Genomic DNA, 23,879 nt, shown 5'->3' on the forward strand with positions numbered 1-23,879 from the left:
CGCCACACCGTCGGTCGATCCGGCCGGCTCGTCGCCTACTCCGCCCCCGACTGACTTCAACCTGTGGGTACCTGTCACACGATACCACTGTTCGCCGCACAGACCCTTCACAAAAACAATTATGAACTCCGGCGGACACCTTGTGGTCATGCAGAAACCGCTCCTGGTGACGGATTTCCTCGACAGGGCCCGCGAATACTACGGCGACCACGAAGCCGTCGTAGCGACGACCGGGGACCGATACACCTACGACGAACTCGGCGAGCGGGCGGATCGGTTTGCCGCGTTCCTCCAGTCCCGCGGGATCGAGAAGGGCGACCGGGTGGCGGTGCTCGACCCGAACACCCACTACCACCTCGAAGCCGCGTACGGCAGCATACAGTGTGGGGCGATCCACACCCCACTCAACTACCGGCTGACGGCCGACGACTTCGAGTACATCCTCAACGACGCCCGCGTCGACGCCATCTACGCCGACTACGACTACGCGGAGAAGGTCGAGGCCGTCCGCGATTCGGTGCCGACCGAGACGTTCGTCACGAACGACCCCGACGCCGTCGACGGCGACTGGGAGGGGTTCGACGCCGTCGTCGAGGCGGCCGGAACCGACTACGACCGCCCCGAGATGGACGAAGACGAGGTCATCACCATCAACTACACCTCGGGCACCACCGGCGATCCGAAGGGCGTGATGCGCACCCACCGCTGTGAGACGATCCACGCCTATCTCACGGCGATTCACCAAGACATCAGCGACGACGACGTCTACCTCTGGACGCTCCCCATGTTCCACGTCAACGGATGGGGACACATCTACGCAATTACGGGTCTCGGGGCGAAACACGTCTGCGCCCGCGGGGTCGACGCCGAGTGGCTCTTCGACACCGTCGTCGAGGAGAACGTCTCCTATCTCTGTGGCGCGCCGACGGTGCTCAACATGCTGATCGACTACCACGACGACCACGACGTGGCCACCCAGGGCGACAACGACGTGCGCATCGCCACCGCGGGGTCGGCGCCGCCGGAGGCGACCATCCGAACCGTCGAGGACGAGTTCGGCTGGTATCTCATGCAGGTCTACGGCGCCACCGAGACGGGACCACTCATCACCACCTCCGACGCCCGTCGCATGTTCGACGACGACAGCCGCGACCGGTTCAGGGTCAAAAAGCGTCAGGGCCTCGGCTTCCTCGGAACCGAACTCCGCGTCGTCGACGAGGACGGTAACGACGTGCCCCGCGACGACGAGACCATCGGCGAGGTGGTCGTCCGTGGCAACCAGGTGATGGAAGGCTACTGGGAGCAACCGGAGACGACCGAGGAGGCCTTCTCCGAACGCGCCGAGGGCTACTACCACATGGGTGACCTCGCGACCGTCGACGAGAACGGCATGATCGCGATTCAGGATCGGAAAAAGGACATCATCATCACCGGCGGGGAGAACGTCTCCAGCATCGAACTCGAGGACACGCTGTTCGACCACGAGGCGGTCGGGAGCGTGGCGGTCATCCCCGCCCCGAGCGAGCAGTGGGGCGAGGAGCCGAAGGCCTTCGTCGTCCCCGCGAACGGGAACCCGGACGACCCCGGCGTCACCGCCGAGGAACTGATCGCGTTCACCCGCGACCGCCTCGCGGGGTTCAAGGCGCTCAAACAGGTCGAGTTCGTCGACACCCTCCCCACCACGGCGACGGGGAAGGTCCAGAAGTACGAACTTCGCTCGAAGGAGTGGGAAGACGAGGACCGGATGGTCGGCGAGGGGTAACCGGAAACGACGGGCGTCCCGTACGGGAGAAACGGATACGTCACTGGCGACCGAATAGGTAGCATGAGCGTCGTTCTGGAGTTCTCGATTCCGGCCCGGGAGTTCACGCTCGGACGGGTGCTCGCGGGGCCGCCGGCGATGCACTGCGAACTCGAACGCATCGTCCCGACGGGGGACATGATGATGCCGTTCGTGTGGGTGACCGGCGACGACCACGAGGCGTTCGCGGAGAGCGTCCGGGAACACGAACTGGTCGAGGAGTTACTGATCCTGGACGCCGTCGGGGAGAGCGCGCTGTACCGGATCGAGTGGACGGAGGTGCCGACGAACCTGATCGACGGCATCGTCAGAACCGACGCCGTCGTCTTGCAGGCACTGGGGAACGAGACCTGGGAGTTCCGGCTCCGCTTCCCCGACCACGACGGACTCTCCGCGTTCCACAACTTCGTCGTCGAGAACGACATTCCCTGTCACATCGAGCGGACCTACACGCTGGCGGAGACGAGCAAGAGCGGCTACCGCTTCGACCTCTCGCAGGAACAGCGGGAGGCCCTCCTGCTCGCGCTCCGGCGTGGCTACTTCGCGACGCCCAGCGAGGTGACGCTCGACGAACTCGCCGACGAACTGGACATCACCAGACAGGCGCTTTCGGACCGGATTCGTCGGGGAAACGAGCAGTTGCTTCGGAAGGTGTTGCTCTCCGCGGTCGACGGCCTCGGATAGGTGGAATGTACCCCTTGACAGGTCAACCCAACCACTGATTCCGGAGTCGGAACAACGAGAGGATAGAATGACTCCCCCCGGCCCCGACATCTACGAGGCGCTCGTCCATCCGTACCGCCGACGCTTACTGCTCGCCATGCTCAGAGCCGACGACCACGGCGTAGCGTATCCGAACCCGCAGGAGTTCGCACCCGTGGTGCAGGGCGACCCCGGTCGGTCGAGACGCATCGCGATGGCGCATACGCACCTGCCGAAACTGGACGACATGGGCATCGTCGAGTGGGATCGGGAGGCCGAGGAACTCTCGAAGGGACCGACGTGGGACGAGCTCGAACCGCTGCTCCGTTGGATGGCCAAGAACCGGGACGAGTTACCCGAGGGGTGGCTGCCGGAGGAGGCAACCGACTACGACGCGAGCGACGACGCGACGGGGACGCCGTCGGAATCGTAACCGCCGCGCGGGATCAGCCGTCGTCCGGATCGACGACCTGCGAGGACTCGGCGTACTGAGCGCCCCGCTTCACGTACTCGTCGGCGGCGATGGCGCCCATGTCGCCGTCGACCTCCTTGACGACCTCGGCGGGCGTCCCGGCGGCCAGCGTCCCGGGCGGCACGTCGGTGCCGCCGGTGACGACGCTCCCGGCGGCGACGATGGCGCCCTCGCCGATGGTGGCGTCGTCGAGGACGATGGCGCCCATCCCGATCAGCGCCTCCTCCTCCACCGTCGCGGCGTGGACGATGGCGGTGTGGCCGACGGTGACCCGCGGACCGAGGACGGCGTCCTCGTGGAGGACGGCGTTGTCCTGCACGTTCGACTCCTCGCCGACGACGATAGGATGTGAATCACCGCGGAGCGTGGCGTTCGGCCACACCGACGCCGCGCGTTCGAGCGTCACGTCGCCGACGACGACGGCGTCGTCGTCGACGTAGGCGTCTTCGTGGACGGTGGGTTCGACCCCATCGAGGCTTCTGAGTACCATGCGAGCGCCTTCGGCAGGGGGGGCTAAAGAGACTGCGGGCTCCTCGTCAGCGCCGGCGCCCGAGGAGTTCGTAGTCGTGATCCGGGGTGTACCGCCGGAACAGCAGACTGTTGGCGAGCACCGAGACGCTGGAGAAGGCCATCGCCCCCGCGGCGAGGACGGGCTGGAGCAGGCCGAGCGACGCCAGCGGGATCATCGCGGTGTTGTAGCCGAGCGCCCACACGAGGTTCTGCTTGATCTTCGCGAGCGTCGCGTCGGAGACGCGGATGGCCTTCACCACGTCCAGCGGGTCGTTGCGCATCAGCGTCACGTCCGCCGCCTCGATGGCCACGTCCGTCCCGGAGCCGATGGCACAGCCGACGTAGGCCACGGCGAGGGCGGGGGCGTCGTTGACGCCGTCGCCGACCATCATCACCCGCCGCCCCTCGTCCTGAATCGCCTCGACGGCGTCCGACTTGTCCTCGGGGAGCACCCCCGCGCGGACGTTCGCGGGGTCGATACCCACCTGCTCCGCGACGGCGCGGGCGGTGCGTTCGTTGTCGCCGGTGAGCATCATCACGTCGACGCCGCGGTCACGGAGCGCGCTCACCGCGGCCGCCGAACTCCCTTTCACCGTGTCCGCGGCCGCGACGACGCCGACGAGTTCGCCCCCGCCGTCGCCGTCGCCGTCGGCGGGTGCACGCGCGACCAACATCGCCGTCTTGCCTTCCGACTCCAGTCGCTCCATCGTCTCCGCCGCGGGCGAGGGGTCGATCCCCACGTCGCGGAGGAGTTTCCGGTTGCCGACGAACACCGTATCCGCACCCACGGTGGCCCGGACGCCGTGCCCGGGAACGTTCTCGAAGCCGTCGGCGTCGCCGACGTCGACACCGCGGTCCCGCGCCCCCTCGACGATGGCGCGGGCGAGGGGGTGTTCGCTCCCGCGTTCGGCCGTCGCGGCGAGGCGGAGCACCTCGTCGTCGGTCAGGCCCTCCGGGCGGTCCAACTGCCCGCCGTCGGCCATCGTCCCGTCGACGACGACCACGTCGGTCAGTTCCATCTCGCCTTCGGTCAGCGTCCCCGTCTTGTCGAAGACGACCGTATCCACGTCCTTCGCGCGTTCGAGTACGTCGCCGCCCTTGAACAGCACGCCGTTCCCCGCGCCGATGGTGGTGCCGACCATCGTCGCCGCCGGGGTGGCGAGCCCCAGCGCACAGGGGCAGGCGATGAGGACGGCGGAGGCGAAGACGACGACGGCGAACTCGAAGACGGAGACGGTGCCGCCGACGACGGCCGGGCCGCCCGCCACCAAGCTCCACAGCGGGAGCCACGAGACGAGCCCGTAGAGCGCTTCGGGCGCGAGATACCAGCCGACGCTCCAGAGGACGGCGTTGGCGATGACTGCGGGGACGAAGTACGCCGAGATGCGGTCGGCGAGGTTCTGAATCTCGGGCTGGCGGGACTGCGCCTCGCTGACCGTCCGGACGATGCCCTGGAGCGCCGTGTCCTCGCCCACCTTCGTCGCCTCGACGATCAGGACGCCGTTCTCGTTGATCGTCGACCCGATCACCTCGTCGCCCTCGCCTTTCTCGACGGGGACGGACTCGCCGGTCAGCGTCGACTCGTCGACCGCCGACTGGCCGGAGACGACGACGCCGTCGGTCGGAACCTTCTCGCCGGGGCGGACCTTCATCCGGTCGCCAACCGCGACGTCTTCGAGTGGCACCTCCCGCTCGATGCCGTCGTCGTCGACGAGCGTCGCCGTGTCGGCCTCCATCTCCAGCAGTTTCCGCAGGGCCTCGCCGGCCTGCCCCTTCGACCGAGCTTCGAGGTAGTTGCCGAGCGTGATGAACACGAGGATGAGCGCCGCGGTGTCGAAGTAGAGGCTCCCGGCGATGGCGCCGAGGAGGACGGCGACGGAGTAGAGGTAGGCCGTCGACGACCCCAGCGCGATCAGCACGTCCATGTTGGCGCGGCGGTTCTTCACGAGCGCCTTGTAGGAGTTCCTGTAGAACGGCCAGCCGAGGACGGCCTGCACCGGCGTCGCGAGCAGGAACTCGACCCAGCCGAACTCGACGCCGAGGACGCGGTCGGGGAGGACGCCGCCACCGAGGAGGAACCGCTCGGCGAGAAAGAGGAGAAGCGGCGCCGCGAGCGCCGCGCCGAACAGCGTCAGTCGGCGCTGTTTCCGAATCTCGGCTCGGCGGGCGGCGTCGCGGGCGTCGGTGCCGCCGCCGTCCTCCTCGCGAACCGGCGAGTAGCCCGCGTCCGCGACGGCGTCGTACAGCGCGTCCATCGACGCCTCGCCGGGGAGGTAGGTGACCCGCGCCTCGTCGGTGGCGTAGTTCACCTCGGCGTCGACGACGCCCGGGACGGCTTCGAGCGCCGTCTCGTTCGTGTCCGCGCAGTTCGCACACGTCATGTCGGTGATCGCGATGGTCACGGATTCCGTGACGGCGCCGTAGCCCGCGTCCTCGACCGCCGCGACGATAGCCCCGAGGGTCGTCGCGTCGGGGTCGTACTCGACGGTGCCCTCGTCGGTGGCGAAATTGACCGACGCGTCCGTCACGCCGTCGAGCGCCGTGACCGCGTCCTCGACCGTCGCCGAACAGTTGGCACAGGACATCTCCGTGATGTCGAGGTGCGTCGTACGTACTCCCATCTTACTGCTCACTACGTGATCCCCACTTAGTTCACTTGCTCCTTTGAAACCGCCGTCCCTTCGCGTTTTCACTTTCGATTCCAAACCGATCGGCGGCTGACGGCCGGGACGTTGGGTCGGTCCGGACGGGTGCCGCCGCCGCAGGGTGATCGCCTCGTGGGTGAGGCTGGTCGTCGCGTCCCGCCGGACCGCAGGGGCGCGGCTCCGGCGTCGGGGCCGAGTGGCTATGCCGACACTCCGGCTACAGCCGGCCGCTGCCGACGTAGGCCAGGGCGAGGCACCCGACGAGGAGCAGCCCGCCGAACGGGTGGTCCGGGAGCGAACCGGGCGCGTCGCCGACGGCGCCGACGAGGGCGACGACGACGGCGACGGCGGTGGGGAGGGGGTGAGCGCGCAGTTCCCTGCCGAACGCCCGGACGGACCAGTAGCCCGTCGCCAGCGACGACGCGACGGCGGTCCCGAGCGACCGGTCGGCCGCGGGCGGGTCGGCCGCGGTGAACCCGTCGAAGGCGTCGGCGTCGACGCTGACGAGTTCGCCCGTGTGAGCGCGGTGCCCGTCGGCGTCGGTGACCCGGAGGAGCGTCACCGTGCCGTCGCCCGTGCCGACGACGCGGTAGACCCCGTCGGGGTAGTCGGCGTCGGTCGGGACGACGTGTTCGTAGGGGGCGGGCATCGTCACCGACGTGGTGCGTGACAGGGTAAAACGGTCGGGGCACGCTATCCACTCCCACAAATTCGAATTTGAGTCTACGGGAGGCATATACGACCGCCGACGGACCGTGGACGTACACATGGAGATCGACGAGTTCACGCGAGCCAACGCGCCCGCGGAGGGCGGCGACGGCTTCCAACTGGAGAACAAGCGCCTGCTGGACGTCCCGGTCGACGGCACGGTGATGGTCAGGGCCGGCTCGATGATCGGCTACACCGGCGAGATGACGTTCACGGGGAAGTCCTCGGCGGAAGGGGGACTGACCGGCTTCGTCAAGGAGGCGGTGTCGAGCGAAGGCACGCCGATCATGGAGGCAGAGGGGAGGGGCCACCTCTACGTCGCCGACCGGGGCAAGAAGGTACAGGTGCTCGAACTCGGCGACGGGGAGGCCATCTCGGTCAACGGCAGCGACGTCCTCGCGTTCGAGTCGACGGTCGACTACGAAATCACCACCATCGGCGGCATCTCCGAGGCCGCGGCCGGCGGGCTGACGAACGTCCACCTCGGCGGCCCCGGACAGGTGGCAATCACGACACACGGCGACCCGCTGGTGCTGTCGCCGCCCGTCGTCACCGACCCCGACGCGACGGTGGCGTGGAGCACCGATCTATCGCCCTCCGTGGGGACGAACAAGGCCATCGAAATCGGCCAGACCTCCGGCGAGTCGATCCAGATGGAGTTCACCGGGTCGGAGGGGTTCGTCGTCATCCAGCCCTACGAGGAAGCACAGCAGGTGTAGGTCGACGCGCCCAGCGCCCGGTTATAAATAACTGAAATATCTATCCAGCTACATGTCTCCCGAGCGCTGGTCGTCGGGGCCGGGATTCCTGCTGTCGGCCGTCGGCGCGGCGGTCGGTCTCGGCAACATCTGGCGGTTCTCCGCCGTCCTCGGCGCGAACGGGGGCGGCGCGTATCTCGTCCCCTACCTCGTCGCGGCGTTCGGCCTCGCCGTCCCGATGCTCGTCCTCGAGTTGGCGGTGGGACGGACGCTCCGTTCGGACGTGGTCTCCGCGTTCCGGAGCGTCGACGCCGACTACACGGCGCTCGGCTGGCTGGTCGTGGGCGGCGTGTTGCTCGTCCTGAGCTACTACCTCGTCCTCACCGGCTGGGTGTTCGGCTTCCTGCTCTCGTGGCTCGGGGGCACGGGGACGACGTTCGCGACCTTCACCGCGGGGTGGCTCCCGGTGGGCTATTTCGTCGTCGCCACCGTCCTGACGGGCGTCGTCGTCGCCCGCGGGGTGCGGGGTGGGATCGAGCGACTGTCGAACGTCGTGATGCCGACCGTCTTCGCGCTTCTCCTCTCGCTCGCCGTCTACGCCGTCACCCTCCCGGGCTGGGAGCGGGCGCTCGATTTCCTCGTTACCCCCGACCTCACGGTCCTCGCCGACCCGGGCCTCTGGAGCGCAGCGGTCGGGCAGGTGTTTTTTTCGCTGTCGGTCGGGCAGGGCATCATGCTGACCTACGGGAGCTACGTCGACGAGGGGGCCGACCTCCTCCGGTCGTCGCTGCTGATCACCGTCGCCGACATCGCGGCGGCCCTGCTCGCCGGCTTCGTCATCTTCCCCATCGTGTTCAGCTTCGGTCTCGCGCCGACGCTCGGCACCGAACTCGCCTTCACGACGCTCCCGGCCGCGTTCGCGCCGATGGGGATCGGCCGCGTCGTCGCCGTCGCCTTCTTCGGCCTCCTCTTTTTCGCCGCGCTCAGTTCCTCGGTCGCCCTCCTCGAAGTCGGCGTCGCGGCCGCGACGAACACGACGCGTCTCGGCCGCGGGCGGGCGACGCTCCTCCTGACCGCCGGCGTCTTCCTGGCCGGCCTCCCCTCCGCCCTGAGCTACAGTCCCCTCGAACTCGCCGTCGCCGGCACGCCGGTGCTCGACCTCGTCGACGAGTCGGTGGGGACGTACGCGCTCCCGGTGTCCGCCGTCCTGATCGCGCTCGTGTTCGTCCACGGTGCCGACTTCGACCCCGTGCGCGACGAGTTGGGTCGCCTCCTCCCGCTCGTCCGCTACGTCATCCCGCCGGCCCTCGTGGCCGTCACGGGGGCTAAGGCGGCCGGCGTCGCGCGGCCGGCGTGGCGCCTGTTGGTCGACGGCGCGCGCGACGAGCCGCTGGCGCTCGTCGCCACCACCGTCGCGCTGGCGGCGCTCGGTGCGGTCGGGTGGTTGCTCCGGGCGCGGCTGTCCTATCCGCGCCGACGGGGACGCGGCTGAACGGGCGACGGCGACGGGCGCCGCGGCACAAACTTCATTCACGGGGCGCGTCGCTACGTGGTATGGTCTCCCGCAGAACGACGCTCCGATCCGCCGGCCTCCTCCTCGGCGGCACCGGCGCCGGCTGTCTCGGCGGCGGCCCCGACGCCGACCGTGTCCGCTGGCGAAAGGGAATTTCCGGTGGCCTAGCCCTCGACGGCGACGACCTGTTCGTCCTCGACTACCTGACGCTCCACGCGCTGTCGTCGGCCGACGGGGAGCGGCGGTGGGCAATCGAGTACGACGACGACGACTTCGAGCGGCGCCTCTGTCTGCGCTCCGACATCGTCGCCGACGACCGATACGTCTACCTCCCCGGCTGTGACGGGTTACGGGCGCTCCGACGGTCGGACGGCGAACGGGCGTGGTTCGTCGGCTCGGCGCTTCGGACGGGCATCGGCCACGCCGGCGGGCGGGTGTACGCGAACGCCGACGACCTCCTCGCCATCGACGCGGAGACGGGAGCGGTCGACTGGCGCGTCGCGGTCGGCGGCGACCGGCTCGCGTCGCCGGCGGCGACCGAGGACGGCGTCGTCTTCGTCAACCGTGTCGACGGCGTCGTCGCCGCATTCGACGCCGACGGCGAGCACCGGTGGACCCACCGGACGGACGTGGAGACGCGGTCGCCGACGATCCGGGACGGAACCGTCTACGTCGCCACGTCGCCCGACCCCGGGCGTGCCGGACGGCTACTGGCGCTCGACCTCGCGGACGGCGCCGTCCGGTGGGCGGTCGATACGCCGTCGCCGAAACGCGGGACGCGACCCGTCGTCGACGGCGACGCGGTGTATCTCGGCTGTACCGGCCGCGACAGCGGACGCCTCGTCTCGCGTTCGCGGACCGACGGCGCCGAGCGGTGGACCTTCGCGGACGACAACAGCACCGTCTACGAACCCGCGGTGGCCGGCGACCGCGTGTACGCCGGATCGAACGACGACACGCTGTACGCCCTCTCCCGAGACGGCGACCTGCTGTGGCGGGTCGAGATGGACAGCACCGTCGGCTCGGTCGCCGTCGACGCCGACCGCGTCTACGCGTCGAGCAACGAGCGACTGGTCGGCGTCGAGCGGGACTGATCCCGTCAGTCGCGACCTTCGACGGCCGCGAGCACGCGTTCGAAGCGCTCGCGGACGTCGCTGGCAATCGCGTCGAGTGCCGGATTCGACGCCACGTCGAGGAGGCGCTCCGGGTCGACGGCGCTCACGGCGACGTCGCCCTCGTCGGTTTCGTAGACGATCACGTTACACGGGAGAAGCGCCCCGAGCGTCGGTTCCTCGCTCAGCCCCTCGTGCGCCAGTTCGGGGTTGCAAGCACCGAGAATTCGGTAGCGTCGGAACTGCTCGCCGAGCTTCTCTTCGAACGTCGCCCGCACGTCGATGTCACAGAGGACGCCGAACCCCTCGGCTTCCAGCGCCACGATAGTCGAATCGACGGTGTCGGCGAAACTGTCGTCCGAGTGGACGTCCATAGTATAGGGCATACACTACAATATTGTCGGTGGGAGGGAAAGATGTTGCGTAAGTCGGATACGCCACCAAACGCCACGACCGGCGAAGTTGGCCGAGAGCGGTGACGGCGGACGTGACGACGTGAGCGGTTCCCGCGTCCTCACGCCACGTCGACGCTACTCCAGCCGTTCGGCGTACGCGAAGTCGGCCTCGGTGGCGTCGTGACACTCGCCGTCGAGCCTGATCCGCCACCCGTGCAACGCCGTCGGATCGTCTCGCTTCCGGGGGCTGCCGACACTGACCTCGAATTGGAGAATACGGTTCTACAGATCGCTAGTGACCTCGAGGAAGTTAGCGAAGATGCTATTGCAGTCACGCCGGAGAGCGCGTTCGTCGAACGGATAGTCGACGAAGCAGCCGACCGAACTCCCGTCGGATCGATATCGCTCACGGGGGAGAACTCCGAGATTAGACTACCGGAGTGGATCACAGCTGGGCCAGTCGAGGTCGCAGACCGAGCGTTCACCCCCTACTACGACCGGCGAGCACTCTGTGTTCTTTTTCACGTCGGGATCGAGACGGTCAGCGAGTACCAACGTGAGGGACCCCGTGCAATCGCCATCGATCTCAACGATCACGAAGAACGTCCACGCCTCGCGGAAAGTTACTTAGATCTGACCGAAGTCGGTCGACAGCAATCATTCTCTGAGGAAACGTCCGTTGATGCGCGAAGAGTAGAGGAAGCGATCGAGTTCGCTCGAACAGCGGTCGTAGACGAAGTAGACCCGACAGTAAAAGAGACACAGGAGCGCGCGACCCGTGCTGCCGAAGTCGAACTCGACGAGTATCGACAGTTCGTACGCCAGCGTCGCGATGAGCTGAAAGACGAAATCGACAACATCAACGAGCGTATCGAAGAGGTGAACGAAGCGATCGATAGCGCACCGACACAGGACGAACGTGTCGACGCTCTTCGAAAGCGGAAGGAGCTAAGCTCCGAGGTAGAGGATCTACGTACGGAATTGAACGAACTTATCGACGCCATTCTGGTCGAGAATTTTGAGAATCTCCTCGCTGAGTGCGCCTTCGGCCTGTCCACGAAAGATGTTCCACGTGTTGGTCTGCTGCAAATCGATCTGCTTCTCACTGTTGAGGGATTTGTAAAACGTCGCAGGTACGTAGAGATCCCCTACATGAGGAGTGGTGGGCTGATCGAGCGTTGTCTGCGTCTGCGAAGTGAAAACTGCGGAATCAGCGAGTCGTGTGAGAAGGACATCAGCTACCAGTAGAGAGGGATCGAGAAGTATCTCTACTGGCGGCTGGAACTTACCGCTGATCTCTGATCTAATCGAATCGTTTTCAGCAGCCATCATCTCTGCCTGGATAGACATATTGATAAACTACGGCCATTTCTCCGTGGAGAAGTTCTAACTACCGATAACCGAAAGGAACCCCTATGCTCCATTTAACCGAACCCGATTTTCTTCCCGATCAGACATATGACTAGGCCTACGCAACGTTCATTCGACGGGACGCTAGTCACGGCACCGTTCGGGAACGAAAACGTCGAACGGACAGCGCGGGACGAATACCGAACGCTCCTCGGCGAGCACGATTCTGAGGATGTGCTCGTTGTCACGGGTGCGCCGACGAGTACGGATACGTTCCGGGAAACCTTAGGTGAGGAACTTGCCGGCGCAACGACACCGTACGTGACGTCGCTCGTCGTGCACGCGACCGACGTCCTCAACCAGACCGACGACCGCGTCATTCTCTCCGACGCGCTACGACGAGAACTCCTCCACCGATTCCTCACAGACTACGAGTGGGAAACAGAGTATCTTCAACGCGCATCTGAACAGCCGTCGTTCATCGAGGACGTGGATGCTGTGATGGGCACGATCTCCTGGCAGACGGTCACGCCTGACGAGACACCGGAACTCCGTGACATTACGGCTGCCCTCGATGCGTTCCACGAGTGGCTGGCCGAGCACGGTCACATGGAACGCGGGCAACTCATCTCGGAAGCGCTCGATGTGCTCACCGGCGATGCCCGAGGCGATGTCGTCGATTTCGAGGCGGTGCTCGCAGTCGAGTTTGAAGAGTTCTTTCCGCTCGACCGCGCGTATCTCGACGCGCTCGTAGGGGACTGTGACCTCGTCTGTATCGCCGAAGAGAATGCGGGTGTGCGCCGCACGTGGGTCGAGGCAGGCCCCGTTACGGACTACGTCTCCTTCAGCGAGTCCCGACACCGAGCGTCAGAGACGCCGTCGACACGCCCGGCTGCCACAGCAGCGTACTTCGCCGACGAAACGATTCCGGCAGACCCGGAAACAGGGTCGGTGTCCGTCCTCGCTACGGACTCCAGTGACGAACAACTCGCCGAGATTGCGAACGAGATCGAAGACCTCGTCGCGCAGTCAGACTGGAAGTACGATGACACCGCTGTCGCCACGAAGCAAAGTGGGAGTACCGTTACGGACACCATCGAAGCGCTCGAATGCACCGGGATTCCGACGGAATCGACGACCGTGACTGGGTTCGGTGATGACCCAGCGATTCGGGAACTCCTCGCTGCCGTTCGACATCTGGCCGCAGATGGGGAAGATGAGAGACCCGATCATGGCCCGGACCTCGATACGGAGCGCTTGGATCGCGTCAGTGAGATAGACAGCCTCGAAGAGGGGGTCCGCTGGTGGGCGACCGATGCAGGGTTGAAAGAGCGGATTGCGAAGCACGCGACCCCGCTTGATGCACGGGCGCAGTTCGGGAACGTCAAGCGGGCGTTCCGGATGGCGGAGTTCCTCGAAGACACTTCGTTCGTGGATGCGACGTGGGAGTCCTTCGAGGAGATGCTCGAACGCGCCCACGAGTACGCACCGCAACAAAACCAGACGAGCGCGACGGATCTCGACGGCGGTGTCCGCGTAGACCATCTGCAGGCGATCAAAAACGAGTCGTTCCGTGCGGTGTTTCTCGTGAACCTCGTCGATAGCGAGTACCCGGGTGACCCGTTCCTGACGCGGTTGTTCCCGACCGAGCGGGTCGCGTCGATGTCGGACTACCCTGGTGTTACGGACCTCGACGAGCCGGACGTGGACGCGACGTTCTCGACGACGTCTACAGCGTCGAGTCGGCCGTTCGCGCGGTATCACACGGAACACGCGCGGCGACGCCTCGCAGTTGGGGCTGGCGCTACGGACGAGCACCTGTACTGTTGTCTGTACGAGTACGAGGACACCGCACTGGAAGAGCGTGCGCAGGCGTCGCGGTTCCTCACGGCAGCCTACGACGACCTGCCGTGGGTCACCGACGCCGACGACCCGCAGATCACAAGCGAGCAATCGGCGGAGGATTTCCTGTTGTCGCGGGTCGACGACGCGCTCGCGGAGGTGCGTCGCGCAAACAGCCAAGACGTGACGGTGTCGCTCGACGAGGTGGAAGCGGAGCTCGGCGAGATCCAGGACCTGCTCGACAAGAGCGGGGCGCGTGGTGAGGAGCTTCGGAAGGCACTCCGTGCGCGGGTCGAGTTTGCAAATGGGGAGGTCAGACGATGAGTAACGTCTCTCTGTCCCCGTCACGGTTAGCGACGTACGCGACGTGTCCGCGCCAGTACGACTACAGTTACGTACAGGATGTCATCACGCCGGATCGTACCGAACTGTATCTCAACCAAGGGACGATTTACCACGAGACGATCGAGGAAGTGTGTGACGAGACCGACCCAGTTGATTCTTCTGAGGCAATCCACGAGCGCGCGATGGACATCTTCGACGCGAAGTGGGCCGAACACAGCACACCGGCGGATTACGAATCGGAGGCGCACCAAGAGTATCAGCGCGTGGAGAACCGTGCTGGAGTCGAGGCGTTTTTCGATCCCGACGGCGGCGACGGCATCGACCATGCACGTCAGTCGATTGCCACCGAGTGCTGGGTAGAGTGCGAACGCGATGGTCGTGCACTCCACGGGAAAGCAGATAACGTCCTTCGGACGGAGGACGGGCTTCACGTCATCGACTACAAACGGAACACGCGTGGCGTGCTTTCGTCCGGTACGGCAGACTATCTCGGTGAGCACCTCGATGGAGGCGCACACGAACCGAAGCGTGTCCGGAACGCATTCCAGACGGCGGTGTACATCGAGGGCGTGAAGAACGAACCGTTCTACGAGGACGGGATGGAGGTCCAGTTCAGTTTCTACGGCCTCCTCAACCGCACGTCCTTCGAGAGTACCCCGACTGGGTACGAGGTGTCCGCCCGCGGGTATCCGCGGGAAACCACGGAGATTTACGAGGAATATCACGACACGATCTGGGAACTCATTCGTGCGGCACACGACGGCATCACGGGCGAGGCCTACGAGCCGGAGCCGTTCGACCTCATCAACGAGGAGGCGTGCCCGGACTGTGACTATCGAGAGATGTGTGCTGACCGCTTGGCGACGGAGGTGCGACGATGAGCGACGACAGTGACGAGTACCCGTCGTGGTTCCCGGTTCCAGAGGAAGATGTGTCGCCGGAGCCCCAGCAGCGGGCGATTATCGACTCCGACGCGTACCCGATGCGGGTGCTCGCTGGGGCGGGGACGGGGAAGACGTTCACGATGGTGCGGAAGATCGAGCACCTCATCGACGAGGAAGACGTGTCTCCGGACCGGATTCTCGCGTTGACATTCACGAACAACGCTGCGGACTCGATGCGTGAAAAACTCAACGCGAAACTCGGCACGGCCGGGTACGACATCGGCGCGTACACGTATCACTCGATCTGCAACGAGATCCTCACCGACTACGCGTACGAAGCCGGGATCGATCCGGACTTCGAGGTCGCCACGGACGCCGAGAAGTACGCCATCGTGCTGGACGTCCTGGACGAGATCGAGTACCGGTCGGTCAAACCCAACGTGTACGGGAGCGACGGGTACGCGTCAGGGGCCGCGTCGAAGCTGCTCAACTTCATCGGGTCGATGAAACGCAGCGGCATCACGCCCGACGACATCGACGCCTTCCTCGGGACTGCCGACCGTGTCTACGAACTCGCCGACCTTCCGGAGCGCGCCGAGGCTATTGCCAGCGACCACCTGGGCGGCCGGTCCGTGTCGAGCGTGCTTGGCTCGCTTCCAGACGCACGCGCTGACCTCGTCGCTGAACGCGACGCGCTCGGGACGGACGGTATCGAAGCCAGCGTCCGCGACTTCCTCGACCGCCTCGTGGATCTCTGCGACGAGCTGGAAGCAGCGTTCGAAGCCCACGAGGCAGGCGACCGGGAGTTACCGGAAAACGCGTACAAGCTCCCGAAATACCTGCTCGGTGGATACGCGAGCGGTGCGCCGACAGGTATCCCGGACGATCTCGACCTCGAACTCACGGAGCACCTCGACTCGTTCCTCTCGGACTGCCTCACGGCCCGAGACCTGACCGCGGGCTATGCGGCCTACGAGCGCGAGCTAGATGAGCGGAATCTCATCGACTTCGACGGCCTCGTCGTGGAAACGGCTGCACTGATGGATTCGCCGGTCGGCGAAGAAATCGCAGACCGATGGGACTACGTGTTCTGTGACGAGTTCCAGGATACCGACCGACTTCAGTTCGACCTCGTCACGTCACTCGTCACCGACGACAACCTATTCGTCGTCGGCGACGACGACCAGGCGATCTACGAGTGGCGCGGGGCGCACGTCGCCAACATCACCGACGAACTTGACCGGGCGTTCGCGGCGCTCACCGACGAACCGTTAGAAGAGAACTTCCGATCCCGGCAGCCAATCCTCGACCTGGCGAACGAAGCGATACAGAAGCTCGATCACCGACAACGACACAAGACACTGAAACGCGTCGACGAACCCGAGTACGACGGGGACACTGTCGCTACCGTCGAGCTCCCGGACGAGGATGACGAGGACGGCGCGACCCAACTTCGCACCGTCGTTCAGAATTTACTGAGTGGTGGAGCGGCGAACCTCGACGAGGCGTACGACCCGGGCGACATCGCCCTGCTTGTCCGGAAGAACGACCACGCCACCCCCGTCATCGAGGAGTTCGAAGACGCCGGCATCCCGTACCAGGTTGCTGGCGATCTGGCCACGGAATCCGTCGGCGTCGGCACCGTGACCGCCTACCTGAAGGCACTCGCGCGGCCGGAAGACGAAGTGAGCTGGAATCGCGTCCTCCTGATGCGGTACCGGCTCTGCGATGCGGACCTCCGCACGCTCAACGCGGGCGACGACCCGCTCGTGGACACGCTGCGCGAGACGCCGCTCGACGAGTTCGGGGAACCCGACCGCGTCGCAGAGGCCCGTAAGCACGTCACGGAACTCCTCGGCATCCGTGACTCGGCGTCTCTCAGCCACCTGTACCGCGAACTCACGGACATCACGAACATCGAGTGGTATCTCAGCGAACAGGAGCGCCGGGATCTCGCCCAGCTGGAGGACGTCATCGAACAGTACGGGGACAGTGCTGTCCAACCACCGCTCACGCCGGAGTTCATCGACTCGCTCGAACACTACGACTCGCTGTTCGACGAGAGCGGCTCGACACCGACGAGTCAGCCGGACGTCGCCGACGACGCGGTCAACGTGATGACCATCCACAAGAGCAAGGGCCTGGACTTCCCGGTCGTCCTCATCCCGCAAGTCACAGCCGACGAGTGGGCACCGAGTTCACGCACCTACGACGCGCTCGAAACCGGCCTCTCGGACGGGCCGGAGGCGGCGTTCGCCGAGGACTTCGTCACGCGCGACGCCCGCGAAACCCGTCGCGTGTTCCACGTCGGAATCACGCGCGCCGAGGACATCCTCGTGTTGCAGGGAGGACGAGAGGAAGCCGACCCCGACGAAACGCATCCGATGGTAGAGGCAGTCGACGACATTCTGCCATCCCAAACCCCGTGGGGACCGGAGCGGGGGAACCTTCCGATCTGGACCGACGTGCAAGCGTGCCTCCCGGACGAGGCGGTCGACTGGAGCGACACGCTGGCCAGCGAGACTGTCGGGGATATCGGTGGCACAATCAGACACGACGGCGACGAACTCTCACTCGAGGTAGCGCGCGACCGCCTGTTGAACCTCGCGAGGGCATCCATCGACGGAGACCTCACGACGGACGGTGAGCGATCGACGCTCCAGGTCGAATCGTTGACTGGGCCCTCGGCACCGTATCCATCGATTTCACACAGCTACACGTCGCTGACGGCCTACGAGGAATGCCCGCGCAGTCATTACCTCGAGTACGTGGTCAACGCCTTCCCCGACTATCGGAGATCCACAAGCGATGATGGAGACGGCGTGTCACAACGCGATATCGGCGTGCTCTTCCACGACACTGCGGAGCAAGCCGCGAACCAGTCGATTCGTGATCGGGACGTGTGGTACGAAATCTGCGAACGGCTCGCCAGCCAGCGGCGAGCGGAAGACGCACTCCCTGCTGCGAACGCGTGCATCGGCCGGTACTTCGAGTTGGCGTTGAGCGACTACGAGATCGTGGACGCGGAGCGAGAGTTCGAACTCGATCTCGACGGGCACGAACTCGTCGGATACATCGACGCCGTCTACCGGCTGCCGGACGGCGAGTTACTCGTCATCGATTACAAGGCAACTGAACGGTATCGGAACCTGCAGGAGGATAAGCAACTCCCGATCTATCTGTTGGCCTGCCGCGACCTGTACGACGAACCAGTCTCACGCGCAGGCTACGCCTACGTCGGCGATGTCGGCCCGAACGTCGAAACGCGTTCGTTCGACGAATCAGAACTTCGTGCGGTCGAGGACGACGTCGTGAGCAAAATGAATCGGATCTCGAATTCGTCGTTCGGAGAGTATCACGACGGTGAGCACTGCCAGTGGTGTCGACACAATCAGCTTCCGTGTTCCCCAGCATCGCTACGGAGTGACTGATAACTTCCGGCGGGGGTACGTACATATCATCAGCTCTGTTGAAATCCGTCGGGACTAATGGAACTGTTGAGTAGAGAGGAGGTACACAGTATCGCGGTGCTGAATATGCGCTCTGTATTCAGCACGAGCGCTGAAACCTACCACTGCCTGAGAATTTTGACAACCAATATCAAGTATGAATCGGCACTTGGGAACCTCCTGTTGTTCCTTCTGATCACACACTTCTTGGATACGAAGGGAGATTGAATTCACGCCCGACTCGCGGGGCAAGGAACTGATGGACCACCTCCAGTTCGAGATACGTCGGATCGTCCAGAAGCCGCGCCATCAGCACGAGCGACCGACCAAGCGACAACGTATCGGACTGCTCCTCTACGCTCTCGATTGAGAGGTCAATATCTTCGAAAGCCCCAAGCATCCGATCGAGACCACTCACGAGCAGACGCTTGACTGCCTCGTACTCGACGGCGGATAACGATCGTCCGGCTGCAATTTTCTCGGTGACTGTGTCCGGATCGACCTGAGACTGCGTTTCGATCGTAACTGTCGCCGTTCCGCTGGTAAACGGCCCCTCCAGTTCCTGATCGAGCGCCCGAAGCAGGCCGTACTCGACGAGCTGTTCGAACAGAATGCCGATGTCTCGCGAACCGGCGTAGAGGAATGTGATTGCCCCAATAACACCGGACATCTCGTCTTCGCGGAGTGGCAAGTCGTCCGACTCGGCGTCATCACCCGTCAACGGATGAAGTTCGGCGAACACTTGTTTCCGATCTTCCGGATCGAGTTCCTTGGAGAGCAGTTCGAGATCCTTCAGCGAATTTCGAATACGTTTCCGCATCCGGTAGCGCGTGTTCGTCTCGGACTGTTCCACCTCGTACTCCGCCTCTCCGCGAAGATATTCTCTCTGGGCGGGCGTCAGGAGGGCAGGATCACGACTCATACACAGCTTTTGATTATTTACTAACTGAGTATTTGTGACTACAGGTAGCAACCACGCAAGATGATCCGAGCGGTTGAATCGACACGGACCGAGAAGCGCCCGTCAAACCGATACTGTCGACGTACTCGGCGTGGCAAGTCAGTGGAACAGGCACCCAGTTACCGTACCGAGCGGTGTCTACTGATCCCCGCGCAATTCCGACGCTCTAATTCACAAGGGGAGTCTAGTCATTTGACTCCAAGAGAGCAATCGTGTAGAACTGACGAGTGCGACCATGCATCCACCGAGGTGAACAACTGATGACTGCTGGCCTCAGCTGCCCAACTTGTGATCGGTCGACACTCGAATCAGTCTCTGAAGAGGCTATGTGCGAGTGTACGAACTGTGGGCAACGGACTCACGTCGCCATGGCTGCCCGCGAGGATTTGGAAGATTTAGCGACTTCCGACCTCCCCTGTTCAGATATCGCTGAAACGCTGTTAGCGATCGTTCAAGAGAATGGATAATCGTCGTCTGCGTGCTAACGAGGCCGTGTTGGGTCTGACCCGCAACGACAACTCTGCTTCCCTGTTTCGCTTTCGTAGCTGGTCAACACGAGATTCCACTAATCAGAAGCTGTCTTGGACGGCATCCATCTTGCACTGAACACAGAGGTCGTCGAAGATACAGCCGACGTTGTCGTAGGGGCAGACGTGGTCTTCAGTTTCGACCGAGAGGCGGCGTTTCTGCTGTCGCCATTCAACCTCCCAAGCGTCGATAGACATCTCGCTGGAGGTGAAGACGATCTCGCCATCGCGGTTCTCGATTTTCGCGACCGTCCCTGGCGCGAGTTCCTCTTTCACGACCGCGATGGCTTCCTCGTAGGACTGACAGTCGCGCCGCTCTCGGTCCGTGTCGAGCAAGACGACCGTGATCGAACGATCAGTCGTCTCGGTCGGTTCGGGGGCTCGTGTCACCATGTACAGCCGTCTCTTAGAGAATAATAAATTCTCGCCTGCCAGGAGGATCGATCGAAAGGAGACAACAGGAGAAACGGAAATAATACATCGAGCGTCAAGCAACGGCAGACAGAGACCACAGATAGGTATGACACTCGAGCGGTCGATTCGTGCATGATGTACAATTTCGCTCCGGCGGCCGAGGACGAACGGATCGTCTTCGGCGCTTGTCGTCCGAATCATCCACGACGAGCGCCACCCGACAGTTCGGTCGACGATTGGGTGCGATATATGCAGGAACGAGACGTCGAACGCGTCTGCTGTCTGCTCGACGAGACACATCTGAGCGAGTACGACGACCTCCTCGACACCTACGCGGCGGCGTTCGGTGAGGATCGCGTGACGCACGCGTCGATCGAGGATTTCAGCGTCGTCGATCGACGGACGCTCCACGAGACGATCCTGCCGTTTCTCGACGCGTCGAACGCCGCCTCGGAACGAGTCGTCGTCCACTGTTCGGCGGGCTCGGGCCGAACGGGACACGTACTGGCGCTCTGGCTGGCACACGATCGAGGCTGTAGCATCGAGGACGCCGTCGCCGAAGTACGTCGAATGGGACGTCGACCGCTCGAGGCCGCGAGTAGGGCAGACTTGCGCGCGTTGCTGTAACAGACTGCCGTACCGGATGCGGTAACGCCTCTCAACTGTGAAATCCGATCTCCCGCCAACAGTGCTCACGATGGGATCGGTCGGTGCGATTAGGTAGCTTGGACGACTACTCACCGATATGGACGACCACACCCGAGACGACACTGTGGGCCCCCCAACCTCGGGAGATCCCACCGGGTGGGATAACGGCCGTGGACCGTCTAACGGGTGGGAACACGGGACGCTCCGACGAGCAGTAATTCATGGGGTGCGCCTCTACAACGCCGGCGAGTACCACGAGGCGCATGATTGTTTTGAAGCAGAGTGGTACAACTACGGGAGCGGGTCGACGGAAAGCGCCTTCCTTCACGGGATGGTCCAAGTTGCCGCGGGCGCCTACAAACACGTCGACTTCGAGAACGACGACGGTATGCGCTCGCTGTTCGAGACGGCGCTCCAGTATCTCCACGGCGTGCCCAGCGACTACTATGGTGTGAACGTCGACGACGTTCGCACGACCCTACAGGCTTCGCTCGACGATCCGGACACACTCAATAGCTGGAAAATCGAGCTCGATGGCGACCGCCCCGTCGCGATGGACCACGACCGTGAGTACGCCGAGCGGCTGGAGTAACTGACGGGATTAATTGGCACTTCTGAAATCAATCTCGAAGTAGTCGTGCGATTCGTGGAACGCGCCCGCGTTGTAGAGTCGAACGCCGTGGACGACGGCTTTCCGGAGCGTCCCGTGTTCCCACCCGTTCGACTCGCCGCGGTCCGCCCGCCACCCGGTCGGGTCGCCCGAGACGGGTGGGCCGACGGTGTAATCGCGGGTGTGGTCGTCCATACGGATCGGAGGCGGCCCAAGGTGGTAACCGCTACGGCGCGGGACGGGGGACGGCCCCGACGCCCACGAGGGACCGGCACACGGGGCGAACGGACGGAAACGCACTTCAACGCGCACGGCTAGAACCGGACAATGAGGATTCGAGAGTTCGGCGACGACCCCGAGGTGGCGGTCGTCGCTGGGATCCACGGCGACGAACCCTGTGGTCCCGAGGCGGTCGAGTCGTTGCTCGCGGACCCGCCGGCGTTCGGGCGGCCGGTGAAGTTCGTCGTCGCCAACGAGGCGGCGCTCGAACGGGGCGTGCGCTATCTGGACGAGGATCTCAACCGCGCGTTTCCGGGCGACGCCGAGGCGGAGAGCCACGAGCGGCGGCTGGCGGCACGCCTCCTGACCGAACTCGACGGCTGTACGACGCTCGCGCTGCACTCGACGCAGTCGTACGCCGGCCCGTTCGCGCTGGTGGATACGGTCAATCCGGCGACCGCCGAACTCTGTGCCGAACTCCCGGTCGACGCGGTGGTAGAGACGGACGCGTACGCGGGCGGTCGGCTGATCGACTACCCGCGGACGGTCGAGGTGGAGTGTGGGCTGCAGTGGTCGGAGACGGCGGTGGCGAACGGCCGGGGGCTCGTGACGGCGTTTCTCGAAGCGACGGGCGTGTTGCCGTCGGAGGGGCAGGGGAGCGACAACGTGCCCGTCTTTCGACTCACCAACCGGGTGCCGAAGGCGCCGGCCACGAACCACGAGGTGTTCGTGGACAACTTCGAACGCGTCGAACCGGGCGTCCCCTTCGCCTCGGCGGACGGCGAGGACCGCGTCGCGGAGGAGCCGTTCTACCCCATCCTGATGTCGGCGGACGGATACGAGGACGTCTTCGGGTACGCGGGCGAGCGCGTGGGTCGGCTGGCGGACGTGGCGACCCGTGCGGACCGTGGTGTGTCGGCGACGGACGCTCGACAGGACGTTCCGGCGAACCACCGGTAAACAGTTACCGTATCAGGACTCGCGTGGGGCGAATTCGACGAGCGTGAGATCCCGGTCTAGCATGCAGTAGTCGTGGGGCGGGTCGCCGAGCACCTCGTCGATGCGGTACTCGGCCTCGAAATCGGCGCCGTCGGGGACGCAGTAGGCGTGGCTGGGACAGTCGGTGTACGGACAGGCGCCGGCGAGTTTCGCCTTGCTGCCGGCGTAGGCGACCTTGGAGGGGACGTTCGCGGGGATGGGGGCGGGTTCGACCTCGACGGCTCGGACGCCGCCGTCGTGGACGGCGCAGTCGAGCGTCTGGGCGTTCTCGCGGACGTCGGTGATCCGGTACCGCGTTCCGGGAGAGAGGTCGAGACACTGGCTGCGGTACGGACAGCCATCGCACGCGCTGGATTCGCCGTGGAAGACGAACTCGCGGCCCACCTCGGCGAGGCGCGTCCCGATGAGCGTGACCTCGGACATGCGAAGACGTTCTCGGTCCGGGAGGTTAAGCCTCGCGACCGACGAGTTCGTCGAGGCGGTCGAAGTAGTCCTCGCGAGGGACCTGATAGGCGCCGCGGTAGTCGACGTCGCCGGCGGCGAACGCGCGGGCCACGTCGCGGGCGGCGTCGACGCCCGCCTCGCGGGTGTCGGCGGTCTCCCGCCGCGCCTCCACCTCCGGTTCGAGATACAGCGTGACCGTCCAGCCGTCGTCCGTTCGGGCACCGGGACGACGCCGGGGTGAGCCGGGCGAGAGATAGATGGTCGGCAGACAGGCGGCGGGGAACGCCTCGGTGTCGAAGACGTCCGGGCGATAGGCCAGGATGACCCGGCCGCCGGGTTCCTCGTGCCAGACCGTCCACCCGTCGGGAAGGTCCGCGAAGCTCATGTCCCGCCTTCGTCCCGGGACCCTATAATCTCCCCGTCACGCGGCGACACCGACTAACCGTTCGTCTTCGTTCCGATCACGGACGTATCAGCGCCGGACCGGCCCGAAACGGGACGCGTCGTCCGAATGCGTCGGTGACGGTAGGGAACACCTACCGCCCAGATGTGGAAAAGAGTTATGTATATTGAATACTGACACTGTTTATAGTCTCGGTTACCAGCGGACCGAGTACCCTCGTCGGACACC

The 23,879-nt window shown here is 64.7% G+C and carries 21 protein-coding genes and 1 pseudogene; 13 read left to right on the plus strand and 9 right to left on the minus strand.

Annotated elements, in window-relative coordinates; all coding sequences use genetic code 11:
- Nucleotides 1-148 precede the first annotated feature (148 nt).
- From DU484_RS14675 to DU484_RS14685, 3 genes are all read left to right on the plus strand, one after another.
- Nucleotides 149-1,762 (plus strand): long-chain-fatty-acid--CoA ligase, encoded by a 1,614-nt coding sequence (locus DU484_RS14675; protein WP_114606311.1) that lies wholly within the window; start codon nt 149-151, stop codon nt 1,760-1,762.
- A gap of 63 nt (nt 1,763-1,825) precedes the next feature.
- Nucleotides 1,826-2,485, plus strand: a complete 660-nt coding sequence (locus DU484_RS14680) for a helix-turn-helix domain-containing protein (protein WP_114606312.1) — start codon at nt 1,826-1,828, stop codon at nt 2,483-2,485.
- A gap of 67 nt (nt 2,486-2,552) precedes the next feature.
- Nucleotides 2,553-2,936, plus strand: a complete 384-nt coding sequence (locus DU484_RS14685; RefSeq protein ID WP_114606313.1) for a DUF7344 domain-containing protein — start codon at nt 2,553-2,555, stop codon at nt 2,934-2,936.
- 13 nt (nt 2,937-2,949) lie between these two features.
- Here the strand turns inward: DU484_RS14685 and DU484_RS20625 are convergent, their stop codons facing one another.
- The 3 genes from DU484_RS20625 to DU484_RS14700 all read right to left on the minus strand — a co-directional run bounded on the left by DU484_RS20625 (nt 2,950) and on the right by DU484_RS14700 (nt 6,779).
- Nucleotides 2,950-3,465, minus strand: coding sequence for a gamma carbonic anhydrase family protein (locus tag DU484_RS20625; RefSeq protein ID WP_114586706.1), 516 nt, complete (start codon nt 3,463-3,465; stop codon nt 2,950-2,952).
- A gap of 46 nt (nt 3,466-3,511) precedes the next feature.
- Nucleotides 3,512-6,106 (minus strand): heavy metal translocating P-type ATPase, encoded by a 2,595-nt coding sequence (locus DU484_RS14695; RefSeq protein ID WP_114606314.1) that lies wholly within the window; start codon nt 6,104-6,106, stop codon nt 3,512-3,514.
- A gap of 241 nt (nt 6,107-6,347) precedes the next feature.
- Complete coding sequence (locus DU484_RS14700) at nt 6,348-6,779, minus strand: hypothetical protein (RefSeq protein WP_187347711.1); 432 nt, start codon at nt 6,777-6,779, stop codon at nt 6,348-6,350.
- Nucleotides 6,780-6,897: 118 nt separating this feature from the next.
- On the opposite strand from DU484_RS14700, the gene DU484_RS14705 reads away from it, so the two are divergent.
- The 3 genes from DU484_RS14705 (at nt 6,898) to DU484_RS14715 (ending at nt 10,143) form a co-directional block, all read left to right on the plus strand.
- Entirely contained in the window at nt 6,898-7,557 is a 660-nt protein-coding gene (locus tag DU484_RS14705) for an AIM24 family protein (protein ID WP_114606315.1), read from the plus strand.
- A 52-nt stretch (nt 7,558-7,609) separates the two neighbouring features.
- On the plus strand, nt 7,610-9,028 hold the full coding sequence (locus DU484_RS14710; RefSeq protein ID WP_114606316.1) for a sodium-dependent transporter: 1,419 nt from the start codon (nt 7,610-7,612) through the stop codon (nt 9,026-9,028).
- Between the two features lie 62 nt (nt 9,029-9,090).
- On the plus strand, nt 9,091-10,143 hold the full coding sequence (locus tag DU484_RS14715) for an outer membrane protein assembly factor BamB family protein (RefSeq protein ID WP_114606317.1): 1,053 nt from the start codon (nt 9,091-9,093) through the stop codon (nt 10,141-10,143).
- A gap of 5 nt (nt 10,144-10,148) precedes the next feature.
- Here DU484_RS14715 and DU484_RS14720 read toward each other — a convergent pair whose 3' ends face one another.
- Nucleotides 10,149-10,547, minus strand: a complete 399-nt coding sequence (locus DU484_RS14720; RefSeq protein ID WP_114606318.1) for a DUF302 domain-containing protein — start codon at nt 10,545-10,547, stop codon at nt 10,149-10,151.
- 189 nt (nt 10,548-10,736) lie between these two features.
- Between DU484_RS14720 and DU484_RS14730 the strand changes: the two genes are divergently transcribed.
- The 4 genes from DU484_RS14730 to DU484_RS14745 all read left to right on the plus strand — a co-directional run bounded on the left by DU484_RS14730 (nt 10,737) and on the right by DU484_RS14745 (nt 18,408).
- Entirely contained in the window at nt 10,737-11,804 is a 1,068-nt protein-coding gene (locus tag DU484_RS14730) for a hypothetical protein (protein WP_157969579.1), read from the plus strand.
- A 210-nt stretch (nt 11,805-12,014) separates the two neighbouring features.
- Nucleotides 12,015-14,072 carry a DNA helicase UvrD gene (locus tag DU484_RS14735; protein ID WP_114606320.1) on the plus strand — a complete coding sequence of 686 codons (2,058 nt, stop codon included), beginning with the start codon at nt 12,015-12,017 and terminating at the stop codon, nt 14,070-14,072.
- The gene (locus DU484_RS14740) at nt 14,069-14,974 is read left to right on the plus strand and encodes a RecB family exonuclease (protein ID WP_114606321.1); all 906 of its coding nucleotides are present in this window, start codon (nt 14,069-14,071) and stop codon (nt 14,972-14,974) included. The genes DU484_RS14735 and DU484_RS14740 overlap by 4 nt, the downstream gene beginning before the upstream one ends.
- Complete coding sequence (locus DU484_RS14745) at nt 14,971-18,408, plus strand: ATP-dependent helicase (RefSeq protein WP_114606322.1); 3,438 nt, start codon at nt 14,971-14,973, stop codon at nt 18,406-18,408. Before DU484_RS14740 ends, DU484_RS14745 begins: the two co-directional genes overlap by 4 nt.
- A gap of 214 nt (nt 18,409-18,622) precedes the next feature.
- Here DU484_RS14745 and DU484_RS14750 read toward each other — a convergent pair whose 3' ends face one another.
- Nucleotides 18,623-19,279 carry a hypothetical protein gene (locus DU484_RS14750; RefSeq protein ID WP_157969580.1) on the minus strand — a complete coding sequence of 219 codons (657 nt, stop codon included), beginning with the start codon at nt 19,277-19,279 and terminating at the stop codon, nt 18,623-18,625.
- 677 nt (nt 19,280-19,956) lie between these two features.
- Nucleotides 19,957-20,304 (minus strand): hypothetical protein, encoded by a 348-nt coding sequence (locus DU484_RS14755; protein WP_114587284.1) that lies wholly within the window; start codon nt 20,302-20,304, stop codon nt 19,957-19,959.
- A gap of 159 nt (nt 20,305-20,463) precedes the next feature.
- Here DU484_RS14755 and DU484_RS14760 point away from each other — a divergent pair, with 159 nt between their 5' ends.
- Together DU484_RS14760 and DU484_RS14765 are read left to right on the plus strand one after the other, a co-directional pair.
- On the plus strand, nt 20,464-20,955 hold the full coding sequence (locus DU484_RS14760) for a protein-tyrosine phosphatase family protein (RefSeq protein ID WP_114586718.1): 492 nt from the start codon (nt 20,464-20,466) through the stop codon (nt 20,953-20,955).
- Between the two features lie 118 nt (nt 20,956-21,073).
- The gene (locus DU484_RS14765; RefSeq protein ID WP_114606323.1) at nt 21,074-21,568 is read left to right on the plus strand and encodes a DUF309 domain-containing protein; all 495 of its coding nucleotides are present in this window, start codon (nt 21,074-21,076) and stop codon (nt 21,566-21,568) included.
- 24 nt (nt 21,569-21,592) lie between these two features.
- On the opposite strand, the pseudogene DU484_RS14770 reads toward DU484_RS14765, so the two are convergent.
- Nucleotides 21,593-21,781: pseudogene (locus DU484_RS14770) on the minus strand (DUF309 domain-containing protein); the annotation flags it as partial.
- A gap of 132 nt (nt 21,782-21,913) precedes the next feature.
- Here DU484_RS14770 and DU484_RS14775 point away from each other — a divergent pair.
- On the plus strand, nt 21,914-22,765 hold the full coding sequence (locus DU484_RS14775) for a M14 family metallopeptidase (protein WP_114606324.1): 852 nt from the start codon (nt 21,914-21,916) through the stop codon (nt 22,763-22,765).
- A 12-nt stretch (nt 22,766-22,777) separates the two neighbouring features.
- Here DU484_RS14775 and DU484_RS14780 read toward each other — a convergent pair whose 3' ends face one another.
- Both DU484_RS14780 and DU484_RS14785 read right to left on the minus strand, forming a co-directional pair.
- Nucleotides 22,778-23,227 carry a UPF0179 family protein gene (locus DU484_RS14780; protein WP_114586721.1) on the minus strand — a complete coding sequence of 150 codons (450 nt, stop codon included), beginning with the start codon at nt 23,225-23,227 and terminating at the stop codon, nt 22,778-22,780.
- A gap of 25 nt (nt 23,228-23,252) precedes the next feature.
- Entirely contained in the window at nt 23,253-23,633 is a 381-nt protein-coding gene (locus DU484_RS14785; RefSeq protein WP_114586722.1) for a DUF5820 family protein, read from the minus strand.
- Nucleotides 23,634-23,879: the final 246 nt, after the last annotated feature.

The sequence above is a fragment of the Haloplanus rubicundus genome, from assembly GCF_003342675.1.
In the GTDB taxonomy this organism is placed as follows: Archaea; Halobacteriota; Halobacteria; order Halobacteriales; family Haloferacaceae; genus Haloplanus; species Haloplanus rubicundus.